We start from the raw sequence: 25,769 nt of genomic DNA on the forward strand, positions 1-25,769 counted from the left end.
AAGCTCTCACCCAGCATGTCGGTCCAAATGTGAGCTTTCGACCTAGAAGTCCTTTGAAACCGCGTCCGCCAGATGGTCCAATATGGTTCCCCAGCCCCTGGTATGACCTTCAACAATTGCCGTCGTCGGCAGGCGCTCGTGGGTCAGCACGAGGTCGGTTTCATCGCCGTGCGGATTGAGTTCGAGGGTTACCAGCGTATTCACATTGTTCGTCAGCGGGCCAATCCACGTGAACACGAGCTTGCGTGGCCGGTCGACCTGCACATAGGTGCCGGACACTTCGCGGCTTGCTTCCCCCGATGACATGACGAGGCTGAAGGCTCCGCCGGGGCGCAGGTCGGAGCTTGCCTCGCAATTGACCGCACCCGGGAAGGGGCTCATCCACCGGACCATCAGATCGGGCTTGGTCCACAGGTCGAAGATCTGCTCCGCACCGGCTCTCACGCGCCGGCGTATCTGCACCGTCGGGGCCGTCGTATCACTGCGAACCATGCTTGCGATCCTTTGGCGCGTGATCCTTGTTGAGTTCCTGCAGCAGGCGCTCCATGCCGTCCAGGCGCTCTTCCCAATAGCGGCGCGTCCGCTCGATCCAGCCATCGACCTCGTCCAGAGAACGGGCGTTGATGGAGAGAATGTGGTCGCGGCCTTTCCGGTGCCGCTCGACCACGCCGCTCGCTTCCAGCACGCGGATGTGTTTCGACACCGCGTTCAAGGACATGTCGAAGGGCTCGGCAATCTCGGTCACACGCGCCTCACCCTGTGAGAGCCGTTCGATAATCGCGCGCCGCGTCGGATCGGCCAGCGCGGCGAATACCGCGTCGAGGCGGACGGTGCGCGAAGCTGTTTCGTTCGACGCTTCGATCTCAACCATGGTGGTTAGCCAGCTCGATTCTCCATTCTGAAAATATTCAACCCAACGGTTGACAATCTGTCAAGGCAACGCTTTATTCAACCTGATGGTTGAGCAATTTGATGGTGAAGGAGAGCGCGATGCCACATAAACCCCTTGCCGCCGCAGCCGCTGCGGTCGCACTTCTGTCAGCCGCCGTCGCCCCGGCGCGGGCCGAGCCGGTCAAGAACGTCGTCCTGGTCCACGGTGCCTTCGCCGACGGTTCCGGATGGCGGGATGTCGCCGACATTCTTGGCAGGGACGGCTATTCCGTCAGCGTTGTGCAGGAGCCGCTGACATCACTCGCCGACGACGTCGCGGCGACGAAACGGGTGCTGGATCTGCAGCAGGGCCCCACAATTCTGGTCGGCCACAGCTATGGCGGGGTGGTCATCACCGAAGCGGGCAAGGCACCAAATGTCGTCGGCCTCGTCTACATCGCCGCTTTCATCCCCGACAAGGGCGAGAGTGCGGTCGGGCTGCTGTCGCAAGCCTCCGCCGCCAACCAGGACATGCGCGCCACCAAGGACGATTTCCTGTACCTTGAGCCGGCCGCTTTCCCTGCCGATTTCGCGGCCGACGTCACGCCGGTCCTGGCGAACTTCATGGCACATTCCCAGCAGATGCTGGCCAAGGCCGCCGGCGGCGCGGCAGTGACGGACGCCGCCTGGCACCAGAAGAAAAGCTGGGCGCTAGTTGCTACTCTCGACCATAACATCAATCCCGATCTTGAGCGCAGCATGGCCAAGCGGGCCGGCAGTGAAACCATCGAGGTTCCAGCCAGCCACGCGGTCTACCTTTCCAGGCCAGATGAAGTGGCTGGTTTGATCGAGCGGGCTGCCAAGGCGTCCGCCCAGTAACCCCCAACACGATTGACAGGGAGCCTTGAACGGTCGCCCGCGCCACGGGCGGCCGTGATGGCTGCTTCGCCAGCCCTCAAGGCTGACTGGGGTGAGCCCCTACTTCACCGTGATGGCCATACCGCTGAGATCGGCGTTGACCTGCAGGCCTACCTGCCTGCCCGAGAGTTCGAGCTGGGCGCCCTTGTCATTGGTCATGACGATCACCTGGGCGCCTTTGCCGACCGCACCGCCACCGCCCGCCGCGCCGTACACCCCTGTCACATCGCTGGCCCGGCGGATATGGCGCACGGTACCGTGGAAATAGGTCTTGGAAACGCCGAAGGCGAGGCCGCCCGAGACGCCGCCGATCGAGATGGGATATTTGCGACCATGGAAGGTCAGCGTGCCGTCGCCGCCGGAGCCGCCGACGAAGAAGGCCGCCTTGTATACGGCGAAGCTGATCGTGCCGCTGTCGGCATGCGCGGCGCTGGCAAAGCCAACTCCCGCGGTGGCGATGGCGGCAACCGCGACTGAACGAAAACTGGACGAAATCTTCATGATGGGCTCCTCGAGGTCGCCGCTTACCCGGCCGGGTTCGCCAGCGTCGTAGCAAAGTTACAACGGAACAATCTCGCCTGTCATTGGTTCCAATCGCGCGGCCTGAATCTGGCCCTGGCTCGCGGCCGTCGGGCGCAGAATGAAGGGCTCGCGGTAGAGTTGGCACTCTCGATGCAGTAGCGGCGGGTGCAATGGCCTCGCGTTCAGGAAATCGACAGGATCTCGAGTTCGCGCTGGCCTAGCTGGACAATGTCGCCAACGGTCTTGCCGATCAGCGCCAGGGCCACCGGCGAGCCATGCGAGATGGAAGCCTGGGACGGGTTGGCCTCATCCTCACCAACGATGCGGAAGGTCTGGGTGCGGCCATCGTCACGCTCGAAGGTAACGGTGTGACCGAAGGCGATCACGTCATTGGACGTCGGCGCCGGCATAAGCCTGGCCGTACGGACGCGCTCGGCATAATAGCTGACATCTCGAACCGGAACCGCCGACTGCCGCCGCCTCTCGTTGACATCTTCCAGCACGTTGGCGGCCGCGAGACCGTGCTGGGCGCGAGCCAATTCATCCTGCAGCATTTTCAGGCCCGCCTCGGTGACGAGGTTGATCCGATCGGAGATGGGGCGAGCCGGCAGGATGGTTTCCGATGCTGCCTCGGCGCTTTCCTCGCTGGCAAATGCTACGCTCATGGTCGGAACTCCCTTCGAACACCGATCGCCACCGGATAACCCGCGGCCGGCAATAAAGCTGCGTCACATGGCCTGGTCTTCGTAGATGCCGATGATCAGGAGCCATGCACCCGAGATCAGGAAAGCGAACAGAACGATGGTTCCAATGGCCGCGATGTAAAGCCCCACGCCGCGTCCGAGAATGAGGAAGAGCGAGCCTGCGACCTCGGCAAGGTAGCACATCGTGCCGCCGGCAAGCCGCGGCGGGTTCAACCCGATGGAGCTCATCCCCGACCGGATCGCCACGACATAACCCCTGACAAATATGAACGTCGCCACAAGCCAGAGGAGAAGCCATTCGAAGCCAAGTGCGGGAAGATATTGATCGCCCAGAAGCGCAAGGCTGCATGCCATGAAAATCGCGCTGAAGCCCGACAGCATGTTGATGGCCCGGTTCTTGTGCGTCGTGTTGCGGACAATGCGTTCGGGGTTGATGGAGATCGCGACGAAGATCAAGCCTGCAAGCGCTGCCGCGCCGCTGCCCACCATGACAAAGAAATTACTCCACTGATCCAACATAGGATGCTCCTCGGGTCCCAATTCCAGGATGTCGAGCTTCGGCCGGTCTGATCGACGCGAGGTCAGGCTACCATGGCTGCATTCCCGAACTCCACGGGGAGAGATGGCGCATTGTCCGGGACGTTGCCCGATCGGCGCGCCTCAAAATCTTATGAGGTGACGATATCGTCTTGTGGCCTTGAGCAGCAATTCTCCGGCTCTTGGCCACAACAGGATCGGGAAAGCCAGCCGCAGCTTGATGCGGTTTCGAAGGCGCAGGTAGGGTATCAGCGCCCATATGTCCCAAGCATACTCCCGCATCCTCGCGTCGTTCTTGTAACGTCCCGCGCGCAAATACATGTATGCCCATAGCATGACGAAGCGTGGCGCGATGATATCGCGCACATAGTAATGTCCGCGCCACCTGTCGTCGGGAAACTGCGAGATCAGCTTGCGGAAATAGTATCGCTGCGATGTCTCCATGCGTTTCGAGGCACCCGATGACGTATCGTAGATGCGCCATTGCGATAGCGAATGGGAAATATAGGCATTGTCGTAGTTGGCTCGGAATATGCGAAGGAACAGATCTTCATCCTCATAACCCGACAGGTTCTCGTCGAAGCCACCTACGGCCTCGAACGCGGCCCGGCTTATGAGCGTTGCCGAGGGTTGAATCACCGCGCCCTGGGCAAGGAACTGCAAGAGGTCCCGCTTGGGGTTCTGCAGAGCCGGACGGTCGATGAAGGACCGCGCTACGATCAGGCCGTTTTCGTCGATATCGTCGAAGTCGCTGTAGACCCATCCGAGCGGCAATCCCTCGCGGTGCTTTTCGAAAGGCTTGACGAGCTCTTCGAGGTGGTTCGGATACCATCTGTCATCTTGATCTATGAGCGCGATCAGATTGCTCTTGCTGCGCCCGATCGCAAGGTTCCGGCTCGCGGACTGGCCGGCATTCTTTTGCGCCACGATGAAAATTATTGGATATCGCCGGCTCAGTTCCTCCACGATGGCTTGGCTTCCATCGGTAGACCCGTCGTCGACAATGATGAACTCGTCCGGCAACAGGGTCTGCTCCAGGACGGAGTTTATCGCCTCGCGCAGGAAACGCTCGCCGTTGTACACCGGCATGACGGCGGTGATCGTCAGCCTCTTTTCGCGGCGACGACCGGTCTCGGGATCGGCGGCACTGCTTGCCGCGGCCATACGGTTCGAGAAGTTCGATGACGGGTTTTGCCTTTCATCGGCCTTCAGAGGCTGCACCGCGTCAAGAGCCTTCACGCCCGGCACCACACTTGCCTCCAGACCCTTCACGATACGCGGCCCCAGCGAATGCGGCCCGCCATGCTCGGTTTTGCCGATGATGCACATCGAGTTCTTGAAGCTGATCGACCTGATCTGCTTCAGGACGTTATCGTTGAACAGAAGGCGATATTCAGGGAATTCGGCGGCCATGAGATCGGTGATCGTTTCATCCAGGCCCCAATGTTCCGCGTGAAGCGCGTCGACGAGCAATTTGAGGAATGAAATGGACGACTTCCTGTAAAACAGGCCGCCTTGCCATTGTTGCCAATAGCTCGTGTGCAAATCCTCGATGACATAGATGCCGCCGGCCTCGACAAGAGGGAAATATTTGAGAAAGGCGGTGATGACATCGTGCGAAACGTGCGATCCATCATCAATGATGATGTCGAAGGAGGGCGATATCGCTGTTATCTCGTCCCTGATGGCGTCGGCCTTGCAATCGCCGACGACGACTTCGATGCCTGACGCGAATTGGAGAAGGCGGCATTTCGGGTTGATGTCGCAGCCGATGAGGATTTTCGGCCTGGTGAAATACTCCGAGTATATTTCCAGGGATCCGCCATTCTGGATGCCGATCTCCAGGAGCGCGATCGGCTTGTCGCGGAATTGCGTGAGCACGCCTTCATAAACCGGAATGTAGGATTGCCACTTGTCTGAAATCTTGCCGCTGTTGGTCGCGAAAATTTCACCGAAAGACTTTGCCGCTCTCTCAACCAAGCTCATCCAGCCCTTCTCGACCTCGACCGCACGTCAGCGTATTCGTGCGCTGTGGCTTCGGAACCCCCGAGGAACGCCATCGGACGGAAAGCCCGCTTCGCTCCCGATGCGCCTCTTCAGCACATGCTTAAGTGGCTTTCGCAACGTTGACAAATGCCGTCACGACGGCGGCGGATGACCGCTTCTGGCGCTTAGCGGACCTTTTGGGCTGCACTCCCGGCGTGCTGTTGAACCGGCGACAATATCAGGACAATATCAGCATGAACCATCCGCCAGACATTGGACAACTCCAAATGACAGCGAGGGAGAAAGCCGTTATTCGCTAGTTGGTGGGGGTCGAATTGGCATAATTCCTGATAGTTGCAGCCCGTAGTGAAGAGCTCCTGGGGTGTTTTCTGGAGATCGAAATTCAGATGCCTGGCAACGATCGAATCGCGGCCGTCGTCACCGACAACAAGCCTCGCGCTATTCGCTTTACGTCTCCGCCGACTGAGACTTCCACCTCAGGCGGATTGCCTGGATGGATCGCGCGCAAAGTTGCACCCCGCCAGATTTCGGCACCAGCCTTCTGGGCTTCAATTGCCAATACCTCCTGCATCTCCGGATGGAAGAAGGAAAGGACGCATGTGTGATTAGGGGTTGACGCGATGAGATCACGAGGCGGGGGTTGCTCACCCGCGTTGAATACGATCTCGTGCGGAGCTTCTCTCGCACAGGTAGCCAGCAATAGGCTGTTCGATGGCCGCGACGCGCCAATTCCGGACCTTCTAGGATCGGAACTCGCCTTTCAGTGTTGCAATTGCCGAAGTATCCAACCAGAGCAGATTGTCGAAAAGCTAGTGACGGAAACGGTAAACACGCGCCAGCTGGTTCGGCACCGTCATGAGTTCGTCCGCTGTTCTGAAGCCAGCATCGCGGGCCATGCCAATCCAAGTCGCGGCCGTCTCGGCATAGTCGGACGCGCGACTGTGGCTCTCGAAGGCGTCGAACTCCTCGTCGGAGATCGCCGCCCAATCCGGCCGCATCTGATGAAATCGCTCCATCCATCCCTCGCGATCCTCGCCCTCGAAGCACGTCGGCTCCCAGATCAAGAAAAGACCACCTCGTGGCAGCAGGCTGTGGATTTTGCGCATAAAGGCCGCCTTATCCTGCGCAACGAGGTGGTGCAGGGACTGGCCAATCCAAACCACGTCGAGCGGGCCCTTCCAGGAATCGATGGCCACGACGAAATCCTCGCAGCGCAGTTCGACCGGACAAGCGAGAGCGGCAAGCGCTTCCTTCGCAACATCGAGCGACGGCTGGGATATGTCGATGCCGACATAGCGTGCGAGGTTGCTGCCAGCGAGTGCGGCTGCCAAACCAGGAGCTGTGCCGCAGGCGAGATCGGCAAAGACGAAACCATCGGAAGCCTCATCGAGCAGAACTTGGCGCAGCATTTCATGGACCTCTCTGTGGGCCATGTAGTTCGCCGCGACAACCTTTTGGTATGTGGCAAGACCTTTCGCGAATAGGTCCTGGTCAGACTTCATGGACCCCTCCTCATGATGAACATTTCGCATACCGGAAACAGAACCGCGGTGCCGACCTCAGCATCTTCGGACATCGGATCGATTGGCAGCCTGGCCAAGCTGTCAGCTGCAGCCCCAGGCACTGTCCGCCTCTGGCCTGGAGCAGTCAATCTCTACCCCCTGCCGTCATGCATGGACAACGTCAGCGAGTACAGCCCGCCAGACATTAGCGAATTCGAAAGGGCTGCAATGGGTGGAAAGTTGTCGTTCGGGTCACCAGCCAGAACGAGCACGTTGCGCCAGAACGAGACGTTGTCGGGCGTATCGCCGATTGCCCCCGAAAACCATCAATGCACGCATGCGCGCCGAAGCGCGGAGCTTTCAGGTCCCGACCTTTGGGGGTAGAGTGTGCGTGCAAAATATTTCCGCAGCTATCGGAGCCCTCGCGCGCGCCCTGGAAACTCTGCACTTGCCCGACATCCGGTGCGTTCCGTCTATCGAGGGAAAGAGGAGCGGCCGATGACAACCTACGTTATGGTGCCCGGCGCATGGCATGGGGGGTGGTGTTGGCGCAAGGTCGCTCGGTCGCTGAAGGTGCCGGGCTCCGATTTGTATACCCCCACGCTTACCGGCCTCGGTGAGCGAGCACATCTCGCCTCTCCTGACATCGACCTGGAAACGCACATTTGCGATGTGCTCGGTGTGTTGGAGACCGAGGACTTGAGAGATGTTGTCCTGGTTGGACACAGTTACGCGGGAATCGTGGTCTCGGCAGCGGCGGACAGGGCGGCCAGCCGGGTAGCGCGCGTTGTCTATCTCGACGCCATTGTTCCCCACGACGGCCAGTGCCTGTACGACTGTGCATCGGCGCAGGCCAGAGACTATTTCGAGGAGCAGGCGCGCGTCGGGGGTGAGGGCTGGCGCATCCCCGCCAGCGCGGCGACCGTGCAATTCCTCGGGTTGAAGGAGGAGAAGGACGTGAGTTGGGTGATGCCAAAGCTTACCGCCCACCCGATCCGCACCTTCAGGGAGCCGGTCAAACTGAGTGCGGGCTTTCCACGGGTGCCACGGACCTACATCAATTGCATCGGCGACAAACCGCTTGGCCAGCCAAAGAGCGCGCAAGCCGCTGATATCGAGGACTACCACGAGTTGCGAACGGGACACGACGCCATGGTGACCGCACCAGACGATGTCGCCGAGTTGCTGAGCCGGATCGCGGAGAACACCACTGCCTAGCCCGGGGCAAAATCCACAGCCGAGACGTGTGAATTAATGTAGCACAACGTCAGGAGGGCATGTTCACCGCTGGCTCGAGCCGGTGCGCCGCATGATCGCCTCACTCATCCACCTGCCGGCCCGCCTGGTCCTGTCCGATCGGCTGCCCGCATACTCTCAGATCACAGTCGATGTGGAAGTCGACAACGGTGACAAGTGGATGGAGGTCTGCTCGATTTCCCGCCGCACCGATTTTCCTGATCGTTGCAGGACGCAGCCGAAGAAGGGACCGGCAGTGGAACACGATGTCCTCGTGCTTGAAATCGCTATCGGGTTGGATCGCTGCCTGTACAATTGGGAGGTAGCTAGTCGTCGATAGCTTTGAATTCCGGACCTCGGAAGGGGTCCGGAATTCAACACGGTCTGCCTGATCGCAAAGATACCAACTTCTGGGCTGCGTCTACTTACCTGGGCCAGCAAAAAGCAGCAGATTTCCGTCCGGGTCCTTGACGATGAAATCTCGCGCGCCCCACGGCTGGCTCTTGAGCGGCTGAAAGAACGGCACGTCGGCGGCTTGAAACTCGAGAAAAAGCCGCTTGATTTCTTCCGCCGTAGCGACGGTGAGCGAGGCGGAGAGTAACTGCTCGCGGTCTCGTAGCGCCGGATCGATCACTGGCTGCTCAACGCATCGCAGATTGACGAGTGCGCTATCGCGCTTGACCTGCGCGTAGAACGGCGGTGTGCCATAGATAAACGCGATGGCAAAGCCGAGCTTGCTTTTGAAGAAACCGCACGAGGCCATGATATCGACGACGAACAATTGCGGCGCTGCACCGGCGATGACGGTTTTGGTGGGAGTTATGTCTGCATGATCTGACATGGTTGGAAGTCCTGTCTTCAGGGCCTGCCAGCTTACGAAACCGTTTTGCCTTGCGACCAACTCCTGCGCATCGCCGAGCTTGAAGCTTTGCGCTAGAATTTCTGAGTCTGTCATCTGGCTGAAGCGAAGCAAGCCCGACCTGATCTGTGTCGCGACCGGGTAGTAGCGGTCGCGATGCCAGCGCAAAATGAGCTTCGCCTGCTTCCGGAGGTTATCGAGATTCGGCATGGGCGCGCTACGGTTGACGATGCGTAGGTGGGCATTGCCCTTTGGCATGACACCGATGCGCCCTACATGCAGCGGGATTAGAATGCCGAATTTTCAAACGCCCGTCAACGGCCCCTCAGTCACACGGTTCAGTAGATGGCTGAATTCGCGGCCCTCATCGTTGATTAATGTGGCACAATATCAGGATGGCATGTTCACCGCTGGCCCGCGCCGTAGCGCAGCCCGTTGACGAGCAGGGCGACCATGCGCTCGGCGCGGCCGCTTCCGGCATTGTGGGCCGACATGCAAAGGCTCGCCACCGCGCCCAGGAGGTCGTCGGCATCGACATCGGCGCGGACTTCACCGGCGGCGGTGGCGGCCTCCAGAAGCGTGCGAAGGGCAGGGCGCAGCCGCTGGTCGAAATACCCCGGCAGATTGTCGAAGGCCGGATCTCCCGAATGCAGGGCCTTGGCCAGCCCACGCTTGGCGGCAATGAAGGCCGCGTAGCGCTGCATCCAGGCCGCAAGCGCCTCAAAAGGCGCGTGCTCGGCCGACAGGATGGGGGCGGCATCGGCGCAGGCGTCGATCTCGCGGCGGAAGACGGCGGAGATCAGGTCGGAGCGCTGCGGAAAGTGCCGGTAGACGGTGCCGATGCCGACGCCCGCCTTCTCTGCGATCTCGCGCACCGGCGCGTCCACGCCGGAGGTCGCGAACACCGCCAAGGCCGTCTGCAGCAGCGTGTCGAGGTTGCGTTGCGCGTCGGCGCGCACGCGCCTTTCCGTGCCGCCACGCGGCTTCAGGCCATCATCTGAATCGTCGGTTTTGTCGTCCACAATGCACCCACTTGCTAACCGGAACAATGTTCCGTATAAATCGGAATGATGTTCCGGTTAACTGGATAGCACAGCGGGCTGGCGTTGGCCACATCGACGCAAAAGGAGATCACCATGCAGGACAAACCCGTCGCCCTGGTCACCGGGGCCAATCAAGGCATCGGTCTTCAGATCGCGAAAGACCTGGTCGCCCACGGCTTCGCCGTGCTGGTCGGATCGCGCAATTTCGAGAAAGGCGAGGCCGCGGCCAAGGAGATCGGGCCGGACGCCCGCGCACTCCAGCTCGACGTGACGGACCAGGTTTCGATCGCCGCTGCTGCCCAGCGCGTCCGCAACGAACTCGGCCGCCTCGACGTGCTCGTCAACAACGCGGCGATCTCGAACACGCGACTGCGGCCGGGCATGTCCGTCGAGGAATACTCAAAATCGACCCGCCCGAGCAATGTGTCGCTCGAAGAGGTGCGCGCGGTGTTCGAGACCAATGTGTTCGGCGTGCTTGCCGTCACCCAGGCGATGCTGCCGCTGCTGCGCGAGGCGCCGGCAGCCCGCATCGTCAACGTGTCGAGCGGGGTTGGCTCGCTGACGCGGAACTCGGACCCGGCCTTCCCCTACCGCCAGATTTTTGGCCCGGTCTACCCCGCGTCCAAGACCGCTCTCAACGCCATGACGCTGGCCATGGCGATCGAGCTGGAGCCGACGGGGATCAAGGTCAACGCCGTCTCGCCGGGTTTCACCAAAACGAACCTCAACAACTATGCGGGCACGGAGACAGTCCAGCAGGGCGCCCGCGAAGCGGTACGCGTTGCGCTGCTCGGCCCGGAGGGGCCGACGGGAGCGTTCTCAGGCACGAACGGCCCGATCCCGTGGTGACGCGGTCTCAAGCACATGAAACTGGCGCAACTGTCGGCGCTGACGACGGATCAACGAAAAAAGGAACAGACCATGCAGTACCGCACACTTGGAAGAACCGGCATCAAAGTCAGCCCCTATTGCCTGGGGGCGATGATGTTCGGCGGAATCGGAAATCCCGATCACGATGACTGTATCCGCATCATCCACAAGGCCCTCGATCACGGCATCAACTTCATCGACACCGCCGACAGGTATAGCCGTGGCGAGTCGGAGGAGATCGTCGGCAAGGCGCTGAAGGGCCGGCGTGACAATGTCGTGCTGTCGACCAAGGTGCACGGGCCGATGGGGGACGACCCGAACAGCCAGGGCAATTCTCGACGCTGGATCATGCAGGCCGTGGAGGCATCGCTGCGCCGCCTGCAGACCGACCATATCGATCTCTACCTCATTCATCGGCCCGCACCGGACACCGACATCGAGGAAACGCTGTCCGCACTCACCGACCTGATGCGCGCCGGCAAGGTGCGCGCGATCGGGTCCTCGACCTTCCCGGGTTCCGAGATCGTCGAGGCCCAGTGGGTCGCCGAGCGGCGCGGGCTCGCCCGTTTCCGCACGGAGCAGCCACCTTATTCGATGCTGGATCGCGGCATCGAGCGCGAAGTGCTCCCGACCTGCGAGCGCTATGGCATGGGAGCGATGGTCTGGAGCCCATTGTCCAAGGGCATGCTCACTGGGCGCTACCGCAAAGGGCAGCCTCAGCCCGACAGCCTGCGGGTGAAATACATGCCGAGGCAAATGTCCGATGAGCGCAGCCTGGACGCGGTCGAGCAGCTGATCCCGCTGGCTGATGAGGCGGGACTGTCGCTTACCCACATGGCGATGGCTTTCGTGATGGCTCACCCTGGCGTGACTTCAGCCATTCTCGGGCCGCGCACGATGCAGCATCTCGACGATCTGCTCGCCGGCGCCGAGGTTCGCCTCAGCGACGAGGTTCTGGACCGGATCGACCAGATCGTCCCGCCGGGAACCGATGTCGGGTTGAACGAGGCCAACTACAACCCGCCGGCGATCCTGCAAGCCGATTTGCGCCGCCGGCCCGCCATCGAGCGCGCCGCTGCATAAAGTTCGATTGAGTTGGCGCGGACCGGGATCAAGGTCAACGCCGTCTCGCGGGGCTTCACCAGGACGAACCTCAACGGCTATGTGGGCACCCGGACCGTCGAGGAGGGTGCCCGCGAGACGGTGCGCGTCGCCTAGCTTCAGGGTTTTGTCCGGCGGGCAAAATGTTCATAGGTGATTTGCCAGGGGTCGCTCTCGGACGATCTTTCCTCACCGATCCAATGGAAGCTGTCGGCCGTGATCTCGGTGAAACGCCATCGCGTTTTCAGGCCGCGCGAGTCATGGCCGAGCTGGACAATGTCCTTGCCTTCGGCACGTCCGATCTGGCTGGAGTGATCCCGGTTGAGCGGGTCGTTCCACAGGATGCGCCAGCCGTCGATCCCGGGATCGAAGATGCGCAAGGTCGTGCCATACATCGTGGACGGCTGGGGGCGCCTGGGCCTGATCCAGATGTCCTGAATCGCGCGGCCTTCGAGCACCCAGCCAAAATGGCATTCTCCATCCCAGTTCTGGATTGTGCCGTCGTCGAGATGGACGACGGTGTCCATTTCCCAACTGCCGATCAGCCATCCATACAGGTCCATGTCTTTCGCGCGGTCGGCTGGGGGACCATCGGATCCGAGAGCGGTGAGAAACGGAGAAATCGTCATCGTCACGCTGCCTTTCGTTTCCAGATAGGCGAACCGAGCTGCCGGCGCGGCCCACTGGCCCATCGTCGCGCCGCCCGCCGCAGGCACCGTCTTGTGGAATTTTGCGACGGAAGGCCGTGTCGGCAATGAGGCATTGCCGACACAGTTTGCAGCGTTGCGATGCCCAGGGCTTGGGGAAAATTGCTATAATGCCGAGCTGGCCACCAAGGCGAGCCTGCCGATGGCCATTACCCTACGGCTGGGGAGCGGCGGGGCTAGCGGGCTGAGCATATGTCGTGGCGATCGGGCAGGCGATGGTCACATAGGTGCGGGTATTGCCGAGCGGAATACCTCCGGCAATGATCATATCCGTACTACCTTGCTCTCGCTTCAATTCGCGCGCGCCGCCTCGAGGGCAAGCAACTCTACCCATCCTCTTATCTGATAGTCTTGGTAGACCCAAAATTTGAAATAGTTCTCGCCGTCCTTTGACCCAAGAAATCTTTCTTGACGCATCCTGAGCGATTGCTCATCCGAGATACAGCCAGTTAGAAGAGCAATTCCTATCAATGGAAATAATGAACGACGTGATCGCATCTGCTACCCACCATTTTAGAGGGCGGCTTAGCTAAAAGGCGGCGGGTTTGTCAAACGGACAACTGCCTCCTACTTCTGTGCTTTCGCCCGCGCCGGCGCTTTCTTCTTCGCTTTGGCCTGGTTGTATCCGACGGCGGCACGGATCAGTTCTTTGAGCGCCTGTGCGTCAATCTCGCCGCCCTCGAAGATGTCGATGGAACGCCATACCTTGCCGCCAAAGCCGTTGTTGAACAGCTTCTCGGGATCGGCCAGGCTCGCGCCATGGGAGAAGGTGAGCTTGATCTTGTCCTTGTGGGCGTTGCCGACCACCATGTTGCCGTTGCTGCACCATACCGGGCTGCCCATCCACTTCCATTCCTCGATGATCTCGGGGTCGGCCTCAAGGATGGTCTTGCGGATGCCGGCGAGCGTCTTGCCGCGCCAGTCCGGGAGGCCGGCGATCAACTGGTCGATATGGTCGGATGGTGTCATGGGATGCCCTTCCTTCGATGCGCTTCATAGTGCCGTCAAACAGCGGCAAGCGCCATATCCGGCAACTGCGGCACGCCGTTCGCCGGGGCGGTCATGCTTGCCAGCGCCCTGACGACCTCCGCCAGACTACCAGCGCGCCAGCTGGGTGATCTGGACGAGGTTGCCGCAGGTGTCGTTGAGTTGTGCGATGGTCGATCCGGTGACCTCGGTCGGCGCCATGGCGAAGACGCCGCCGCTCGCCTCGATGCGCTCATGGTCGGCCTTGATGTCGTCTGTGAAGAACATCACCGCCGGCTGGCCCTGCTGGAAGATCGCCTGCTGGTAGGCCTTGGCGGCCGGGTTATCGTTGAGCGCGAGCTGCAGTTCGGTTCCGTCGGGATCGTCGGGCGAGGTGACGGTCAGCCAGCGATAGGGGCCGTTGCTGAAATCGGCCTTTTTGGTGAAGCCCAGCACGTCGGTATAGAAGCGCAGGGCGTTTTCCTGGTTGTCGACATGGATGGTGGTCAGCTTGATCTTCATCGCTATTCCTCCTTTGGATAGTCGCGTTCGTGCCGCCCGCGAAACGGGTTCGGCGGCGAATGGTTTCGGTACTGTCAATCAATCGGCCCGATCCATAGGAGCGCGCCGTCGCACGTTGCTTGGTCTACGGAATCCAGCCGGGCAGGGCGGCCGCCTGCTTAAGCCAGTCCGCCATCTGCGCCTCGTCGAACGCGTCGTCTTCGTAGATGTCGATCCAGCGCGCGTCCTTGCTCTTCACCGTCCCGCCGGACAGGATCGGCTGCAGCGACATGCCGGCGAAGAAGGTCACCTTCACGTAACGGGTCAGCACATGAAACGTCACGAACCAGCCCTGGCCTTCCACACCGTAGAATGGCGAGTTCCATCGCACCGCCTTGTTGACGCCAGGCACGTTGTCGACAATGAGCGCGTCGAGGCGCTCGCCCAGGCCGCGTTTCCAGCCCGGCATCGCGGCGATGTAGGCCTGCACGGGGGCATCGCCGTCGCCCTTGGCGATTTGCGGATTGCCGCCCGAGAGCAGCACGACCTCGTCGCCCTTTCGCGCCGTCTTGACGTCGCGCGCTCTTGCCTTCTTGCCTGCCATTGTGTTCATCCCCCGATTGTCGACCCTCGCCACTTGGTGGCATAGGGCAGCGCAAACAGGTAGAGACCGGTGAGCAGCAGCAAGGCGAGCGGCGGCAGCGGCAGGAAATACACCCATTGGGCGGGTTCTTTCCCCAAGCCCAACATGGCGAAGATGGCGGCGACGATCAGCGTGAAGATGATCGACAGCCAGCGATGGATCTGCCGAAACCATTTGTTCCAGTTCAAGATGACCTCCCGTAAAAATTGAGCCCATGCAGACCGGCGATCCGCTTGCCGGCAGTCTTCAATCCGTCCGCGCCAGGATCTGCTCCAGGGCCGCGAGATAATGGTGCCAGCCGCTCCTGGCGCCCCGGTAGGCCTGCTCCTGGTCCGGCCGGAAGCCCGACTGTTCCATGCGCAGGCGCGTGCCGGTGGGGATGGCCGTCAGCGTCCAGGTTACGACGCTTTCGAGGCCATAGGCGTCCCAGGTGTAGGACAGCGACCTGTTGGGCTCGACCGCCGTGACCTTGCAGTCGACGACGATGCTGACGCCGGGCTGCGGTTCCTTGCGCAGATTGAAACGGTGGTCCACGACCGGTACGAAATCGTTCTTCATCAGCCACTCCTCGATCAGGTGCGGTTGGGTCAGCGCGCGCCAGATCTTTTCCGGCGGATAGGCAATCTCACGCTCGACGATAACGGAGCGCGTCTCGGTCGCAATGCTGGTCATTGGTCCATTCTCTTGAGCAGGTTTTCGAGGTCGTCGAACCGGCTTTCCCAGAACGCGTTCATCTGTTTCGTCCAGTCGACCAGCGGGGAAAGTGCTGCCAGCTGCGCGCTGTAATGGGTCTGGCGTCCTTCATGACGGTCGCGCACCAGGCCGGCCCGCCGCAGCACGCCGAGATGCTTCGACACGGCCGGCTGCGACACGCCGGCCTGCGCCGTCAGCGCTCCCACCGTCTGCTCTCCATCGCGGCAAAGCCGCTCGAAGATTGCCCGCCGCGTCGGATCGGCAAGCGTCGTGAAGAGCACATCATGAGCGTTTGGCATTTCAATTTATAACCCGTTGGCTATGGGTTGACGTATAACCGCAGAGATATATGTTGGTCAAGTGGGAATGTGGGGGGCAGCGAGATGATCCTTGTCACGGGCGCCACCGGCCATGTCGGGCGCGCCGTCGTCAGCCAGCTGGCGTCAGGCGGCCGCAAGGTGGTCGCGATGGTGCGGAACGTCGAAGCCGCAAGCCGGCTGCTGCTGCCGCCGGGCATCGCGCTGCGCGTTGCCGATTATGAGGATGTTTCCGCGCTGGGGAGGGCGCTTGCCGGCATCGACGAGATGGTCCTCATCTCCAGCGATGGCGACGCCAAGACGGTCATGCACCATCACGCCAATGCCATCGCGGCGGCAGGAGCGGTTGGGCTGCGGCACATCACCTTCACCAGCATCGTCGATACGGACGTGGCGTCGCCATTCTACTTCGCGCCTGTCTACCGGGACGCCGAGCAGCGGCTGGCCACCTGCGGCATACCTTCGACCATCGTCAGATGCGGCCTCTACTGCGACTTCATTCTCGACCATTGGCTTCAGCCGAGCCAGGCATCGGGAGAGCTGGTGCTGCCGGCTGGACAGGGCCTGGTCGCACCGGTTTCCAGGGATGATGTGGCGGCCGCCATCGCCGCCGTGGCGGCCAGGCCCGGGGAGTCTCGCAGGCTCTACACGATCACCGGTCAACAGGCGTCATGCTTTGGCGACATCGCCGCCGCATATGCTGAAGCGGTGGGCAGGCCGATGCGCTATCGCCCCTGTTCCGTCGCTGAATACAGGGCGTCGGCGTCGGCGCATGTCGATGATCCCTGGCCGCAAGCCTTCGCCACGCTGTGCGCCGCCATCGCTGAAGACCGCTACAGCCAGGTCTCAGATGACTTCGCCGTCCTTACAGGACGCGAACCAGAGAGTGTTCGGGATTTCCTTGGTCGAGTAGCGTCGGCGATTGGCTAGCGCATAAACGTGTGCAGCATCCCTGAAGTGTAACCCGTGTTCCTCCCCCACGTTGTCCTCGCGGTCCTAATCTGTGATCGGCTTCCATGGACTAGCAACGGGAGTTTCTCCATGGAGACTACATTGGAGGTTCTCACGACCAGACAGCCTGGACGTGAGGTTCACCGGCACTGGCCGGACGAGGTCAAGGCGCAGATCGTTTCGGAGAGCCTTCGGCCCGGCGCGATGGTGAACGAGGTCGCAGAGCGGCATGGCTTAAAATCGAACCACCTGTCCACTTGGCGAACAATGGCGCGGCAGGGCAAGCTGGTACTGCCCGCACCCGAGGACCCGGTGGAGTTCGCAGCGGTGATCGTTGATCCGCCCGCTCCGGAGCGGCCGATCAAAAAAGCCAGCCGTCCCGAGATCATCATGGGGTCCGTTACTATCCGGCTGGAAGAAGGCGCGTCAGTCGCTCGGATTGCCGCTATCGCGCGTGCCTGCGCGGTCCCGGCATGATCTTTCCATCGAACCGTGTGCGGGTCATGGTGGCAACCAAGCCGGTCGACTTTCGCAAAGGCCATGATGGCTTGGCGGCGCTGGTCAGGAACGAGCTGCACAAGGACCCGTTCACCGGGACAGTCTTTGTATTCCGGTCGCGCAAGGCAGACCGATTGAAGTTAATCTACTGGGATGGCAGCGGGTTGGTGATGGCCTACAAGCGGTTAGGGGAACACACGTTCACTTGGCCGAGTGTCAGAGACGGCTTGATGACCTTGGGTCATGCTCAGTTCGAGGCGTTGTTCGTGGGTCTCGACTGGCGTCGGGTCCGTGCTTTGGAGACGAGAGCGCCGCATGCCGTCGAATAGACGCGGCACGATGACTCGGGTGGCAAATTCCGGCGGCGAAGCGACGCTAGTTTTGATAGACTTTTCCCATGTTGGACGCCGCCAATCTTCCCGACGATATTGCTTCCCTGAAGGCGTTGCTGATCGCGGCACAGGCTCGTGAAGTTCGTTAGGACGAGTGTATCGAACGGCTGGAGAAGCTGGTTGCCGCTTTCAAACAGGCCGCCTTTGGTCGCAAATCCGAGAAGGCCGATCCCGAGCAATTCGATCTCGCACTTGAGGACCTTGAGACGGCAACCGCGGCCGTCCATGCCGAGGACGAGGCGGATGGTCCCTCTGGCAAACACCTTCCAAAGCAACGCGCCGCTAATCGCGGTTCTCTTCCTGCCCATCTTCCGCGCATCGAGGAGATCATAGAGCCGCAAAGTCTGATCTGCGCTTGCGGGGGATGCTTGCACCGCATCGGCGAGGACGTGTCCGAGCGGCTGGACGTCATCCCGGCGCAGTTTCGCGTCATCGTCACCCGTCGTCCCAAATATGCCTGCCGCGCCTGCACCGACGGCGTTGCTCAGGCTCCCGCGCCAGCACGACTGATCCAGTCGGGGTTGCCGACAGAGGCGACCATCGCGCATGTGCTGGTGTCCAAATACGCCGACCATTTGCCTCTCTACCGGCAGGTCCAGATCATGAGCCGCCAAGGCATTGATCTCGACCGCTCCACGCTTGCCGATTGGGTCGGTCGTGCAGCTTTCGAACTGCGTCCGGTCTTCGACGCCCTGATTGCCGACCTAAAGCGCTCGACCAAGCTGTTCATGGATGAGACCCGTGCGCCGGTGCTTGATCCCGGTTCCCGCAAAACCAAGACCGGATACTTGTGGGCGCTGGCTCGTGATGGCCGACCATGGGGCGGTGGTGCTCCACCAGGTGTGGCCTTCACCTATGCTCCCGGTCGCGGCGGGCAACATGCCGAACGGATATTGCAAGGGTTCACGGGCATCCTTCAAGTGGATGGCTACGCCGGATATAATCGCTTGATCGCACCAGACCGCGTCGGTCCCGATATCCGGCTTGCCTGCTGTTGGGCACATGCGCGGCGTAAGCTGGTCGAGATCACCCGCACTGGTTCCACACCGATTGCTGACGAGGGAGTGAAGTGGATCGGCGAACTCTATCGCATAGAAGCGGAGCTGCGCGGTCTCAAAGCCGAGGCTCGTCTTGCTGGAAGGCAGGAACGATCAGCGCCGCTGATCGCGGACATGCGGACTTGGCTGACTCTTCATCGTGCCCGGGTCGCTGGCAAGTCGCCGCTCGGCGAAGCTTTAGCCTATATCGCCAGATACTGGGATGGTCTCTGCATCTTCCTGGTTGATGGCCGCATCGAGATCGACAACAACAGCGTCGAAAGAACCATCCGACCAATAGCTCTGAACAGGAAGAACTCCCTTTTCGCCGGTCATGATGCCGGAGCGGAGAACTGGGCGACCATCGCCTCGCTCATCGAGACCTGCAAGCTTAACGCCCTCGATCCGCTTACCTATCTGACCGCTACGCTCACGGCCATCGTCAACGGCCACAAGCAGAGCCGGATAGAGGAACTCTTACCGTGGAGTTATGCGGTGGCAGCATTACGCGTGCCCAAAGGCAGCAGTCAGCCCTAAGCGGACGTGTCAGCGCGCCGTCGAGGCGCGCTGTCGCCAGCAGAAGTCAGTGTTGGGTTTTCTCGCTCCTACCTAGTCGCGGAGCAGGCCAAGCCGGACCAAGCTCTCGGCGGCAGCGGTAATTGCCTCTTCCCTCGACCGGGGAGCCCAACCCAACAGGCGCTCCGCTTTCCTGCCAGTCGCATTCATGTCGTAGTTCAGCAACGGCACGACCGCCTTGAGTTGCGCGTTCGTTTCACCGGCGATCCGCACCTGTTCGTCAGGCCAGGCTTCCGTTGACACCTTCTCGGCTGCTTTTCCCAAACGCTGTCGCAACAGTTCTGCAACTTCGATCATCCACATGCTCTCACCGACTGTGGCAAGAAACCGTTCGCCCTTGGCGGTGGGGGCGGTCATGGCGCGAAGATGCAGGTCTGCTACGTCCCGCACATCCACGCAGCAGGAATTGACATTCAGGCATCCCGGCTGTCCGTTCAGCATGGTGGTGATCAACCTGATGGAGTGGGAATAGTCCGCCCCCAGAACAGGTCCGTAGACGGCAACCGGATTGATTGCCGTGAGTTCCAGCCCTTTGCCTTCCCGAGCGATGAAGTCCCAGGCGGCACGTTCCGAGAGGGTTTTCGACTTCTGGTAGGGCGCGACATTGCCGTTCAGGTCGCTCCAGTCGGTTTCATCGAATGGTCGGCGATAATCGGGCTTATGTCCAACCCCGATCGCGCCGAAAGCCGACGTGAGCACGACACGCTTGACCCCGGCGTCACGAGCCGCCCGCAGCACTCTGAGGTTTCCATTTACGGCAGGCTCGATCCAGTCTTCCTCGCGGGTCTGTTCGCCGGAAGGGGTTGGGGAAGCACCATGCATGACATAGGCGCACTCCGCGACAGCGTCCGGCCATCCGAGATCGTCGGTGAGATTGGCAACGACGAACGAAAGACGATCGCCGGCATCCACGCCACCCACCTTGAGGTGATCCCGCACCTCGGCTTGCCGCTCGAGAGAACGAACTGTCGTGCGCACCCGATAGCCTGCATTCAGCAGCGCCAGCATGCAATATTGCGCGATGAATCCGGTGCCGCCGGTCACGAGTACAAGGTCATTGGTCATGTCATACCTCAGAGATATTGAATTCATGCCGCATCGATAGCGGCTGGTTGGTGCCTTTAAGGTAGGGTGGGATTTTCGCACTGTGAATGCTTGAAAGTACGGGTTGCTTGCGCGATAGTACGAGAATGCAAGTTGACCCCTTCTCTGACGTGCTCACACTCACAAACGCCGAGGCCGTCGTTACAGGTGGTTTCACCGCCGGCGGTCCGTGGGCAATCCGTTTCCCGGCAAGCGAAAAGATCAAGTTTTTCGCAGTCGTGAAGGGACGTTGCTGGGTCAGTCTCGGCGGAGAGCCGGAGCCCGTTCTGTTTGAAACAGGCGACATCGGACTGTTGTCTGTTCCGCGAGGCTTCGTCCTTTCCAGCGATCCGAGTGTCGAGCCCGTCGGGGCAATGGAACTGTTCTCCGGCGCGGGCCGGACGATGGCGACAATCGGCGACGGCAACGACTTCGCGCATATCGGCGGACATGTTCTTCTCGACCCGATCCGAGGCAGGTTGTTCGCAGATATATTGCCTCAATGGATTCATGCGCGGGCGGCATCGTCTCATGCGGTGGTATTCCGATGGCTTCTCGACCGGTTGATTGACGAAAGAGACGAAGATCAGCCAGGTGCTCGGCTTGCGGCGGCACAGTTGACACAGCTGCTCTTCATACAAATCCTTCGCTCATACATCGACACGGCTAGCCTCATGCCCGCCGGCTGGTTACGGGCACTTGCCGATCCAAGGATCGCGCCCGCACTCCGCCTGATGCATGGCGACCCTGCTCGGTCCTGGCATCTGGAAGAACTCGCAAAAGCATGCGCCATGTCGCGGACATCGTTCGCGTTCCACTTCAGGTCTGTCGCAGGCGTCGCGCCGCTGACCTATCTAGCCGAGTGGCGTATGCACCTTGCTGAACGCGCACTGCGAGATGAGAAGACACCTGTAGCGGTCGTCGCCCGATCGCTTGGCTATACGGCCGAGAGTGCTTTCAGCAATGCATTCAAACGCATCAAGGGCAGTTCGCCGACGGTCTATCGGGCCGCAATGTACGCTTCGGATCAAAATGCTCTGAGAGAGCCGCTTCCGAACGAAGTCACGGATACTACTTTGTAAGGGTGACCGCCTCTATCGACGGCTTGGGGCACTAGCCTGCAGCGGCTGTAGCGATGTCGGCACGGTTTCATGCACAACAGAGTATATTTTCCAGCATCGTAGATGGCCCCTTGTGACGCATAGTTGCCCTGCCGTCAAATCCAAGTCTACCGACAACGTGTGAGCGGCACATCGCTTACCCTGAAGTGACGAATGCCCTGCGATTAAAGTCTCAGGCCGCAGCTATGCTTCGAAGGGTATCGATCATCATATATGATCGCGGCGAGGCGGCCTGAACCTTATCGATGCAACAACTGGATGGTTTCAGCCTCGTAGAGGATCAACACCCCGAGCGCGACAAGAACGAACGGCACCACTCTTCGACCATAGCGTCTGATCGGTGCGCCAATCGTCGGGTGATTGGTGAGGTAGTATGCGGCTGCGAGCCATGCCGCTGTCATGGCGGCGAAGACAAGTCCGAAGATTGCTATCTCGTAAACCGTGCGCGTGGCGAATAACGGCGTGTAGGTGCTGATGTTGTCGCCACCGTTGGCCATCGTGACCACGGCGACCGCCACGATGTTCCCATGGCCCGCTGACGGCTGTTCATGATCTTGCGGATCATCTTCGGCTCCATGGCCGGCCCGCAACTCCCAGAGCCTCTTCAGGCCAAAGAAGATCGGCGCAAAACCCAAAAGGCCGATATAGGCCGCAGGCACGACGAGCGAGATCAAGGAGGCGACGACGCTTGTGCCGTAGAGCGCCGTGATGCCGAGATACTGGCCAATCGCCACCTGCCGCGGGCGGAATCTTCGATCCGAAAAGAATCCGAGCAGCACGAAGACATCGTCGACGTTCGTCGATGCAAACACGACGATGGCAAGGCCAAGAAGCCCGACAGGATGCTCCAAGATCAACGCTCTCCGCTTTTGATTCCAGATGCATCATTGCGAGGAAAAGGGACGGCGCTCAATGGCGACAGGCTGCGCGAAGCTTACGCTGTCAACAGGGCCCGCAGTTGCGCTTCGATGGCCGCCTTGTCGATGACCGACCAGACGCGCACGATCTTTTTCGCGCGAAACTCATAGAAGACATTCTCGCTGAAGGAGATCTTCCTGCCATTGATCGCAAGGCCGAGGAACTCTCCCCTCGGCGTGCAGTTGAAGAGCAGTCGGCTGGCGACGCGGGATGGCTCGGCCATCATCATCTGGACGTTGAACTGAAGGTCCGGGATGTCGCGAAAATCCCGCTCCAGCATGTCGCGATACCCCGACAGGCCGAGCCTGCGGCCATTGTGGTGAACATCGTCATCGACGAACCGCCCGAGCCTGCTCCAGTCCTGTTTGTTCAGGCAGGAGATGTAGCCGAGATAGACATCGGACAGGTCGGTTTTGATCACGGCGATTTGGCCCGTCTTCTGCAGGGATGCCATTCCAAAGTAAGATGAGGTGCGGTCACAACTGGAACCTGTGCATCCCGACGGAATCGAGATCGGGCTCCATTTGGCCATTTGAGCATGATCTCTGGACAAACGGGTACCGTTTGTCCGAGAAAACCGGATCACATCTTCGAGATCATGCTCTTTGGGGAATTCGATCAGCTGGCTGCCCTTGATGGCCGAGATGGGTGGCCGTCGACATCCCGCCGCCCCTAGCTGGCAAGCGCTCGTGCGTAGCCACCTGGCGCTCGTCCCACATGCCGGCTGAACGCGGTACTGAAGGTGCTTGCCGAACTGTAGCCGACGCGTTCGGCAACCTCGGCAAGCGACACGTCGCGGCGGCGTAGCAAGTCCTTTGCAACGGCCATCCGCCAGCCGAGCAGGTACTCCATCGGCGGCACGCCGACGATGCGCATGAAGCGGTCGAAGAAGGCCGATCGCGACAGCGCGGCTTCGCGCGCCAGTTCGACCACCGTCCAGGGCCGGGCGGGGTCGCCATGCATCCGCCGTATTGCGGCCGATACGCGCGTATCCGCTAGGCCGCGCAGCAGGCCCGGCGGCGTGTCCTCGCCCTGCAGGGAGCGCAGTGCTTCGACCAGCAGCACTTCGACAAGCCGCGAGAGCACGAGATCGCGGCCCGGCCTGTGTTCGCGGGCCTCTTCGCCCACCAGTCGCGTCAGGATCGACAACCTGTCGGCGCCGCGCATGTGCACGAGCGCCGGCAGCATCGATACCAGCAATTCCGCGTCGGGTGAGTCGAAGACGAAGTAGCCGCCGAGCAGCCGGACGTCGGGATCGCCGTCGGGGTTTCCATGACGGACCTCGTCGTCCGGCGCCGGCGCCGCCCTGGGGTCGATGACCACCGGCTTCACCGGCGCGAAACCCGACATGACGAAGCCGGGCGTGGCCGGCAGGAGCACGAAGTCGCCGGCCTCGATCGTGATGGGCTGCTGGCCGTCGACATGCAGCCGACAGCTGCCTTCCAGCACCGTGCAGAAGCTGGGCTCGCCGAAGTCGGTGTAGCGGACGCCCCAGGTGCCGGCGCCGCTTATGCCCTTGGCGAACACGGTGCGCGGCCGCAGCAGCGCGATGACTTCGGAGAGTGGGTCGATCATGTTTCGGACTTTAGCAAATGAAATCTGGACGTTCAATCGTAGGAGGTCCTGATGCCCTGGCCTAAAACCGCGTCATCGAAATCTGAAGGACACCGCTATGAAAACTGTACTGATCACCGGCTGCTCGTCGGGCTATGGCCTGGAAACCGCACGTCATTTCCTGGACAGGGGGTGGAACGTCATCGCGACGATGCGCACGCCACGGCTGGATATCCTGCAGGACAATGATCGCCTGAGGGTGTTGGCGCTGGACGTCACCAGTGCTGACAGCATCGCGGCGGCCCTCGACGCCGCCGGTCCCATCGACGCACTGGTCAACAATGCCGGGGTCGGCGTGATTGGCGCGCTGGAAGCCACGCCCATGTCCAAGACGCGGCAGGTGTTCGAGACCAACACGTTCGGCGTGATCGCAATGACCCAGGCCGTCGTGCCTCAGTTCCGCAAGCGGATGTCGGGCGTGATCGTCAACGTCACGTCAAGCGCGACGCTGACGCCCATGCCGCTGGCTTCGGTCTACACGGCCAGCAAGATGGCGATCGAAGGTTTTACCGGATCGCTCGATCATGAGCTGCGCGCCTTCAACGTGCGCGTCAAGCTGGTCGAGCCCGGCTACGGCCCCACGACGCGTTTCTCCCAGAACACGGATTTGCGCCTTGAGGACGTCATTCCGGCACCGTACGCGGCCTTCGCGCAGCCGATACTCGCGTCCTTCGCGCGGCCGGCGCTGGTGACGACCGAAGCCGACGTGGCGGAGGCCGTATGGCAGGCCGCGAACGATGAATATGGGCAGTTGCGGTTCCCGGCCGGTCCCGACGCCGTGGCGCTGGCTCGCCGATAGGCAGGAGAAGGTGGTGTCCGCACGTCGGAGAACTTTTCGCACCTCTGATGTCGGAATTCCGGTTCCCCCTTCGTCCTTTGCTTGTCACGATCGACGAAGGGAGACGACGAGATGAGGACACCGATGATCCCCACCATCACTGCCTTTGAACGGTCGCCCGATCGTGGCAGGGGGCTGGCACGTGACATGCCGGTTCGCTGGGCGCTCGAAGAAGTCGGCCAGCCCTACGAGGTTCGTCTTGTCTCCTTCAGCGGGATGAAGGAACAAGCGCATCTGGCGCTTCATCCATTCGGGCAGATCCCGACTTATGAGGAAGGTGATCTCGCTTTGTTCGAGTCCGGGGCGATCGTGTTCCATATCGCGGAGCACCATCGCGGCCTTCTGCCTGACGATGCGAATGCACGGGCACGCGCGATCACCTGGATGTTTGCCGCGATCGGCACGATCGAGCCGCCGATCCTCGAACGTTCAACGGCAATGTTCGTGGAGCGCGACGCGGATTGGAGCGCGCAAAGACTGCCTCTGATCGATGATCGCATACGCAACCGTCTGGCCGCGCTCTCGGGGCGGCTCGGCAATGCCGATTGGCTCGATGGCATGTTCAGCGCTGGCGACCTGGTCATGATCGGCGTGCTGCGCCGGCTGAGCGCATCGGGCATGCTGAGCGAATATCCGAACCTCTCTGCCTATGTCGCCCGCGGCGAAGCGCGGCCTGCCTTCAGGCGTGCCTTCGACGCGCAATTTGCGGTTTTCACCGCCGCATCGGCTGGCTGAGGACCAGGAA

General features: G+C 61.1%; 30 protein-coding genes and 2 pseudogenes. 12 read left to right on the top strand and 20 right to left on the bottom strand.

Features of this window, described 5'->3' with window-relative positions; genetic code table 11:
* Window positions 1–42: 42 nt before the first annotated feature.
* Window positions 43–492 carry an SRPBCC family protein gene (locus ABVQ20_RS01210; RefSeq protein ID WP_354457678.1) on the bottom strand — a complete coding sequence of 150 codons (450 nt, stop codon included), beginning with the start codon at window positions 490–492 and terminating at the stop codon, window positions 43–45.
* The gene (locus tag ABVQ20_RS01215) at window positions 479–871 is read right to left on the bottom strand and encodes an ArsR/SmtB family transcription factor (RefSeq protein WP_354457679.1); all 393 of its coding nucleotides are present in this window, start codon (window positions 869–871) and stop codon (window positions 479–481) included. Before ABVQ20_RS01215 ends, ABVQ20_RS01210 begins: the two co-directional genes overlap by 14 nt.
* Window positions 872–990: 119 nt before the next feature.
* On the opposite strand from ABVQ20_RS01215, the gene ABVQ20_RS01220 reads away from it, so the two are divergent.
* Window positions 991–1,749, top strand: coding sequence for an alpha/beta fold hydrolase (locus ABVQ20_RS01220; protein ID WP_354457680.1), 759 nt, complete (start codon window positions 991–993; stop codon window positions 1,747–1,749).
* Window positions 1,750–1,848: 99 nt separating this feature from the next.
* Here the strand turns inward: ABVQ20_RS01220 and ABVQ20_RS01225 are convergent, their stop codons facing one another.
* From ABVQ20_RS01225 to ABVQ20_RS01245, 5 genes are all read right to left on the bottom strand, one after another.
* Entirely contained in the window at window positions 1,849–2,289 is a 441-nt protein-coding gene (locus ABVQ20_RS01225) for a lipid-binding SYLF domain-containing protein (RefSeq protein WP_354457681.1), read from the bottom strand.
* A gap of 203 nt (window positions 2,290–2,492) precedes the next feature.
* Entirely contained in the window at window positions 2,493–2,975 is a 483-nt protein-coding gene (greA, locus tag ABVQ20_RS01230; RefSeq protein ID WP_354457682.1) for a transcription elongation factor GreA, read from the bottom strand.
* A gap of 63 nt (window positions 2,976–3,038) precedes the next feature.
* Window positions 3,039–3,533, bottom strand: coding sequence for a hypothetical protein (locus ABVQ20_RS01235; protein ID WP_354457683.1), 495 nt, complete (start codon window positions 3,531–3,533; stop codon window positions 3,039–3,041).
* A 141-nt stretch (window positions 3,534–3,674) separates the two neighbouring features.
* Window positions 3,675–5,537: a glycosyltransferase gene (locus ABVQ20_RS01240; RefSeq protein ID WP_354457684.1), complete on the bottom strand. Its 1,863-nt coding sequence runs from the start codon at window positions 5,535–5,537 to the stop codon at window positions 3,675–3,677.
* 830 nt (window positions 5,538–6,367) lie between these two features.
* Window positions 6,368–7,060 carry a class I SAM-dependent methyltransferase gene (locus ABVQ20_RS01245; RefSeq protein ID WP_354457685.1) on the bottom strand — a complete coding sequence of 231 codons (693 nt, stop codon included), beginning with the start codon at window positions 7,058–7,060 and terminating at the stop codon, window positions 6,368–6,370.
* Between the two features lie 498 nt (window positions 7,061–7,558).
* On the opposite strand from ABVQ20_RS01245, the gene ABVQ20_RS01250 reads away from it, so the two are divergent.
* On the top strand, window positions 7,559–8,278 hold the full coding sequence (locus tag ABVQ20_RS01250; RefSeq protein ID WP_354457686.1) for an alpha/beta hydrolase: 720 nt from the start codon (window positions 7,559–7,561) through the stop codon (window positions 8,276–8,278).
* A gap of 67 nt (window positions 8,279–8,345) precedes the next feature.
* A pseudogene (locus ABVQ20_RS01255) lies at window positions 8,346–8,636 on the top strand (aminoacyl--tRNA ligase-related protein); the annotation flags it as partial.
* Window positions 8,637–8,717: 81 nt separating this feature from the next.
* Here ABVQ20_RS01255 and ABVQ20_RS01260 read toward each other — a convergent pair.
* On the bottom strand, window positions 8,718–9,365 hold the full coding sequence (locus ABVQ20_RS01260) for a VOC family protein (protein WP_354462082.1): 648 nt from the start codon (window positions 9,363–9,365) through the stop codon (window positions 8,718–8,720).
* Window positions 9,366–9,559: 194 nt separating this feature from the next.
* Window positions 9,560–10,177, bottom strand: a complete 618-nt coding sequence (locus ABVQ20_RS01265; RefSeq protein WP_354457687.1) for a TetR/AcrR family transcriptional regulator — start codon at window positions 10,175–10,177, stop codon at window positions 9,560–9,562.
* A gap of 114 nt (window positions 10,178–10,291) precedes the next feature.
* Here ABVQ20_RS01265 and ABVQ20_RS01270 point away from each other — a divergent pair, with 114 nt between their 5' ends.
* Together ABVQ20_RS01270 and ABVQ20_RS01275 are read left to right on the top strand one after the other, a co-directional pair.
* Window positions 10,292–11,047 (top strand): SDR family oxidoreductase, encoded by a 756-nt coding sequence (locus tag ABVQ20_RS01270; protein WP_354457688.1) that lies wholly within the window; start codon window positions 10,292–10,294, stop codon window positions 11,045–11,047.
* Window positions 11,048–11,119: 72 nt separating this feature from the next.
* A complete protein-coding gene (locus ABVQ20_RS01275) occupies window positions 11,120–12,151 on the top strand; it encodes an aldo/keto reductase (RefSeq protein WP_354457689.1) in 1,032 nt (343 codons plus the stop codon).
* A gap of 137 nt (window positions 12,152–12,288) precedes the next feature.
* Here ABVQ20_RS01275 and ABVQ20_RS01280 read toward each other — a convergent pair whose 3' ends face one another.
* The 7 genes from ABVQ20_RS01280 to ABVQ20_RS01310 all read right to left on the bottom strand — a co-directional run bounded on the left by ABVQ20_RS01280 (window position 12,289) and on the right by ABVQ20_RS01310 (window position 15,978).
* Window positions 12,289–12,732 carry a hypothetical protein gene (locus ABVQ20_RS01280; RefSeq protein WP_354457690.1) on the bottom strand — a complete coding sequence of 148 codons (444 nt, stop codon included), beginning with the start codon at window positions 12,730–12,732 and terminating at the stop codon, window positions 12,289–12,291.
* Window positions 12,733–13,443: 711 nt separating this feature from the next.
* A complete protein-coding gene (locus ABVQ20_RS01285; protein ID WP_354457691.1) occupies window positions 13,444–13,845 on the bottom strand; it encodes a DUF1801 domain-containing protein in 402 nt (133 codons plus the stop codon).
* Window positions 13,846–13,971: 126 nt separating this feature from the next.
* A complete protein-coding gene (locus ABVQ20_RS01290; RefSeq protein WP_354457692.1) occupies window positions 13,972–14,364 on the bottom strand; it encodes a VOC family protein in 393 nt (130 codons plus the stop codon).
* Window positions 14,365–14,488: 124 nt separating this feature from the next.
* Window positions 14,489–14,947, bottom strand: coding sequence for a DUF1801 domain-containing protein (locus ABVQ20_RS01295; RefSeq protein WP_354457693.1), 459 nt, complete (start codon window positions 14,945–14,947; stop codon window positions 14,489–14,491).
* A gap of 5 nt (window positions 14,948–14,952) precedes the next feature.
* Window positions 14,953–15,174: a hypothetical protein gene (locus ABVQ20_RS01300; RefSeq protein WP_354457694.1), complete on the bottom strand. Its 222-nt coding sequence runs from the start codon at window positions 15,172–15,174 to the stop codon at window positions 14,953–14,955.
* A gap of 58 nt (window positions 15,175–15,232) precedes the next feature.
* Window positions 15,233–15,658 carry an SRPBCC family protein gene (locus tag ABVQ20_RS01305; protein ID WP_354457695.1) on the bottom strand — a complete coding sequence of 142 codons (426 nt, stop codon included), beginning with the start codon at window positions 15,656–15,658 and terminating at the stop codon, window positions 15,233–15,235.
* Window positions 15,655–15,978: an ArsR/SmtB family transcription factor gene (locus ABVQ20_RS01310; protein ID WP_354457696.1), complete on the bottom strand. Its 324-nt coding sequence runs from the start codon at window positions 15,976–15,978 to the stop codon at window positions 15,655–15,657. The genes ABVQ20_RS01305 and ABVQ20_RS01310 overlap by 4 nt, the downstream gene beginning before the upstream one ends.
* 84 nt (window positions 15,979–16,062) lie before the next feature.
* On the opposite strand from ABVQ20_RS01310, the gene ABVQ20_RS01315 reads away from it, so the two are divergent.
* From ABVQ20_RS01315 to tnpC, 4 genes and pseudogenes are all read left to right on the top strand, one after another.
* A complete protein-coding gene (locus ABVQ20_RS01315) occupies window positions 16,063–16,926 on the top strand; it encodes an NAD(P)H-binding protein (protein ID WP_354457697.1) in 864 nt (287 codons plus the stop codon).
* Window positions 16,927–17,037: 111 nt separating this feature from the next.
* Complete coding sequence (gene tnpA / locus ABVQ20_RS01320) at window positions 17,038–17,424, top strand: IS66-like element accessory protein TnpA (protein WP_354457698.1); 387 nt, start codon at window positions 17,038–17,040, stop codon at window positions 17,422–17,424.
* Window positions 17,425–17,450: 26 nt separating this feature from the next.
* Window positions 17,451–17,774 (top strand): IS66 family insertion sequence element accessory protein TnpB, encoded by a 324-nt coding sequence (gene tnpB / locus ABVQ20_RS01325; protein ID WP_435528404.1) that lies wholly within the window; start codon window positions 17,451–17,453, stop codon window positions 17,772–17,774.
* A 68-nt stretch (window positions 17,775–17,842) separates the two neighbouring features.
* Window positions 17,843–19,411, top strand: a pseudogene (tnpC, locus tag ABVQ20_RS01330) (IS66 family transposase).
* Window positions 19,412–19,483: 72 nt separating this feature from the next.
* Here the strand turns inward: tnpC and ABVQ20_RS01335 are convergent.
* Window positions 19,484–20,515, bottom strand: a complete 1,032-nt coding sequence (locus tag ABVQ20_RS01335; protein WP_354457700.1) for an SDR family oxidoreductase — start codon at window positions 20,513–20,515, stop codon at window positions 19,484–19,486.
* Window positions 20,516–20,640: 125 nt separating this feature from the next.
* On the opposite strand from ABVQ20_RS01335, the gene ABVQ20_RS01340 reads away from it, so the two are divergent.
* On the top strand, window positions 20,641–21,615 hold the full coding sequence (locus ABVQ20_RS01340) for an AraC family transcriptional regulator (RefSeq protein ID WP_354457701.1): 975 nt from the start codon (window positions 20,641–20,643) through the stop codon (window positions 21,613–21,615).
* A gap of 278 nt (window positions 21,616–21,893) precedes the next feature.
* Here the strand turns inward: ABVQ20_RS01340 and ABVQ20_RS01345 are convergent, their stop codons facing one another.
* From ABVQ20_RS01345 to ABVQ20_RS01355, 3 genes are all read right to left on the bottom strand, one after another.
* The gene (locus ABVQ20_RS01345) at window positions 21,894–22,505 is read right to left on the bottom strand and encodes a cadmium resistance transporter (RefSeq protein WP_354457702.1); all 612 of its coding nucleotides are present in this window, start codon (window positions 22,503–22,505) and stop codon (window positions 21,894–21,896) included.
* A gap of 83 nt (window positions 22,506–22,588) precedes the next feature.
* Window positions 22,589–22,993, bottom strand: a complete 405-nt coding sequence (locus ABVQ20_RS01350; RefSeq protein WP_354457703.1) for an ester cyclase — start codon at window positions 22,991–22,993, stop codon at window positions 22,589–22,591.
* A 251-nt stretch (window positions 22,994–23,244) separates the two neighbouring features.
* Complete coding sequence (locus tag ABVQ20_RS01355; RefSeq protein ID WP_354457704.1) at window positions 23,245–24,147, bottom strand: AraC family transcriptional regulator; 903 nt, start codon at window positions 24,145–24,147, stop codon at window positions 23,245–23,247.
* A 97-nt stretch (window positions 24,148–24,244) separates the two neighbouring features.
* On the opposite strand from ABVQ20_RS01355, the gene ABVQ20_RS01360 reads away from it, so the two are divergent.
* Together ABVQ20_RS01360 and ABVQ20_RS01365 are read left to right on the top strand one after the other, a co-directional pair.
* Window positions 24,245–24,985: an SDR family oxidoreductase gene (locus ABVQ20_RS01360; protein WP_354457705.1), complete on the top strand. Its 741-nt coding sequence runs from the start codon at window positions 24,245–24,247 to the stop codon at window positions 24,983–24,985.
* Window positions 24,986–25,108: 123 nt separating this feature from the next.
* Window positions 25,109–25,759, top strand: coding sequence for a glutathione S-transferase family protein (locus ABVQ20_RS01365; RefSeq protein ID WP_354462084.1), 651 nt, complete (start codon window positions 25,109–25,111; stop codon window positions 25,757–25,759).
* Window positions 25,760–25,769: the final 10 nt, after the last annotated feature.

It is taken from the genome of Mesorhizobium shangrilense, from assembly GCF_040537815.1.
GTDB classification, from domain to species: Bacteria; Pseudomonadota; Alphaproteobacteria; order Rhizobiales; family Rhizobiaceae; genus Mesorhizobium; species Mesorhizobium shangrilense.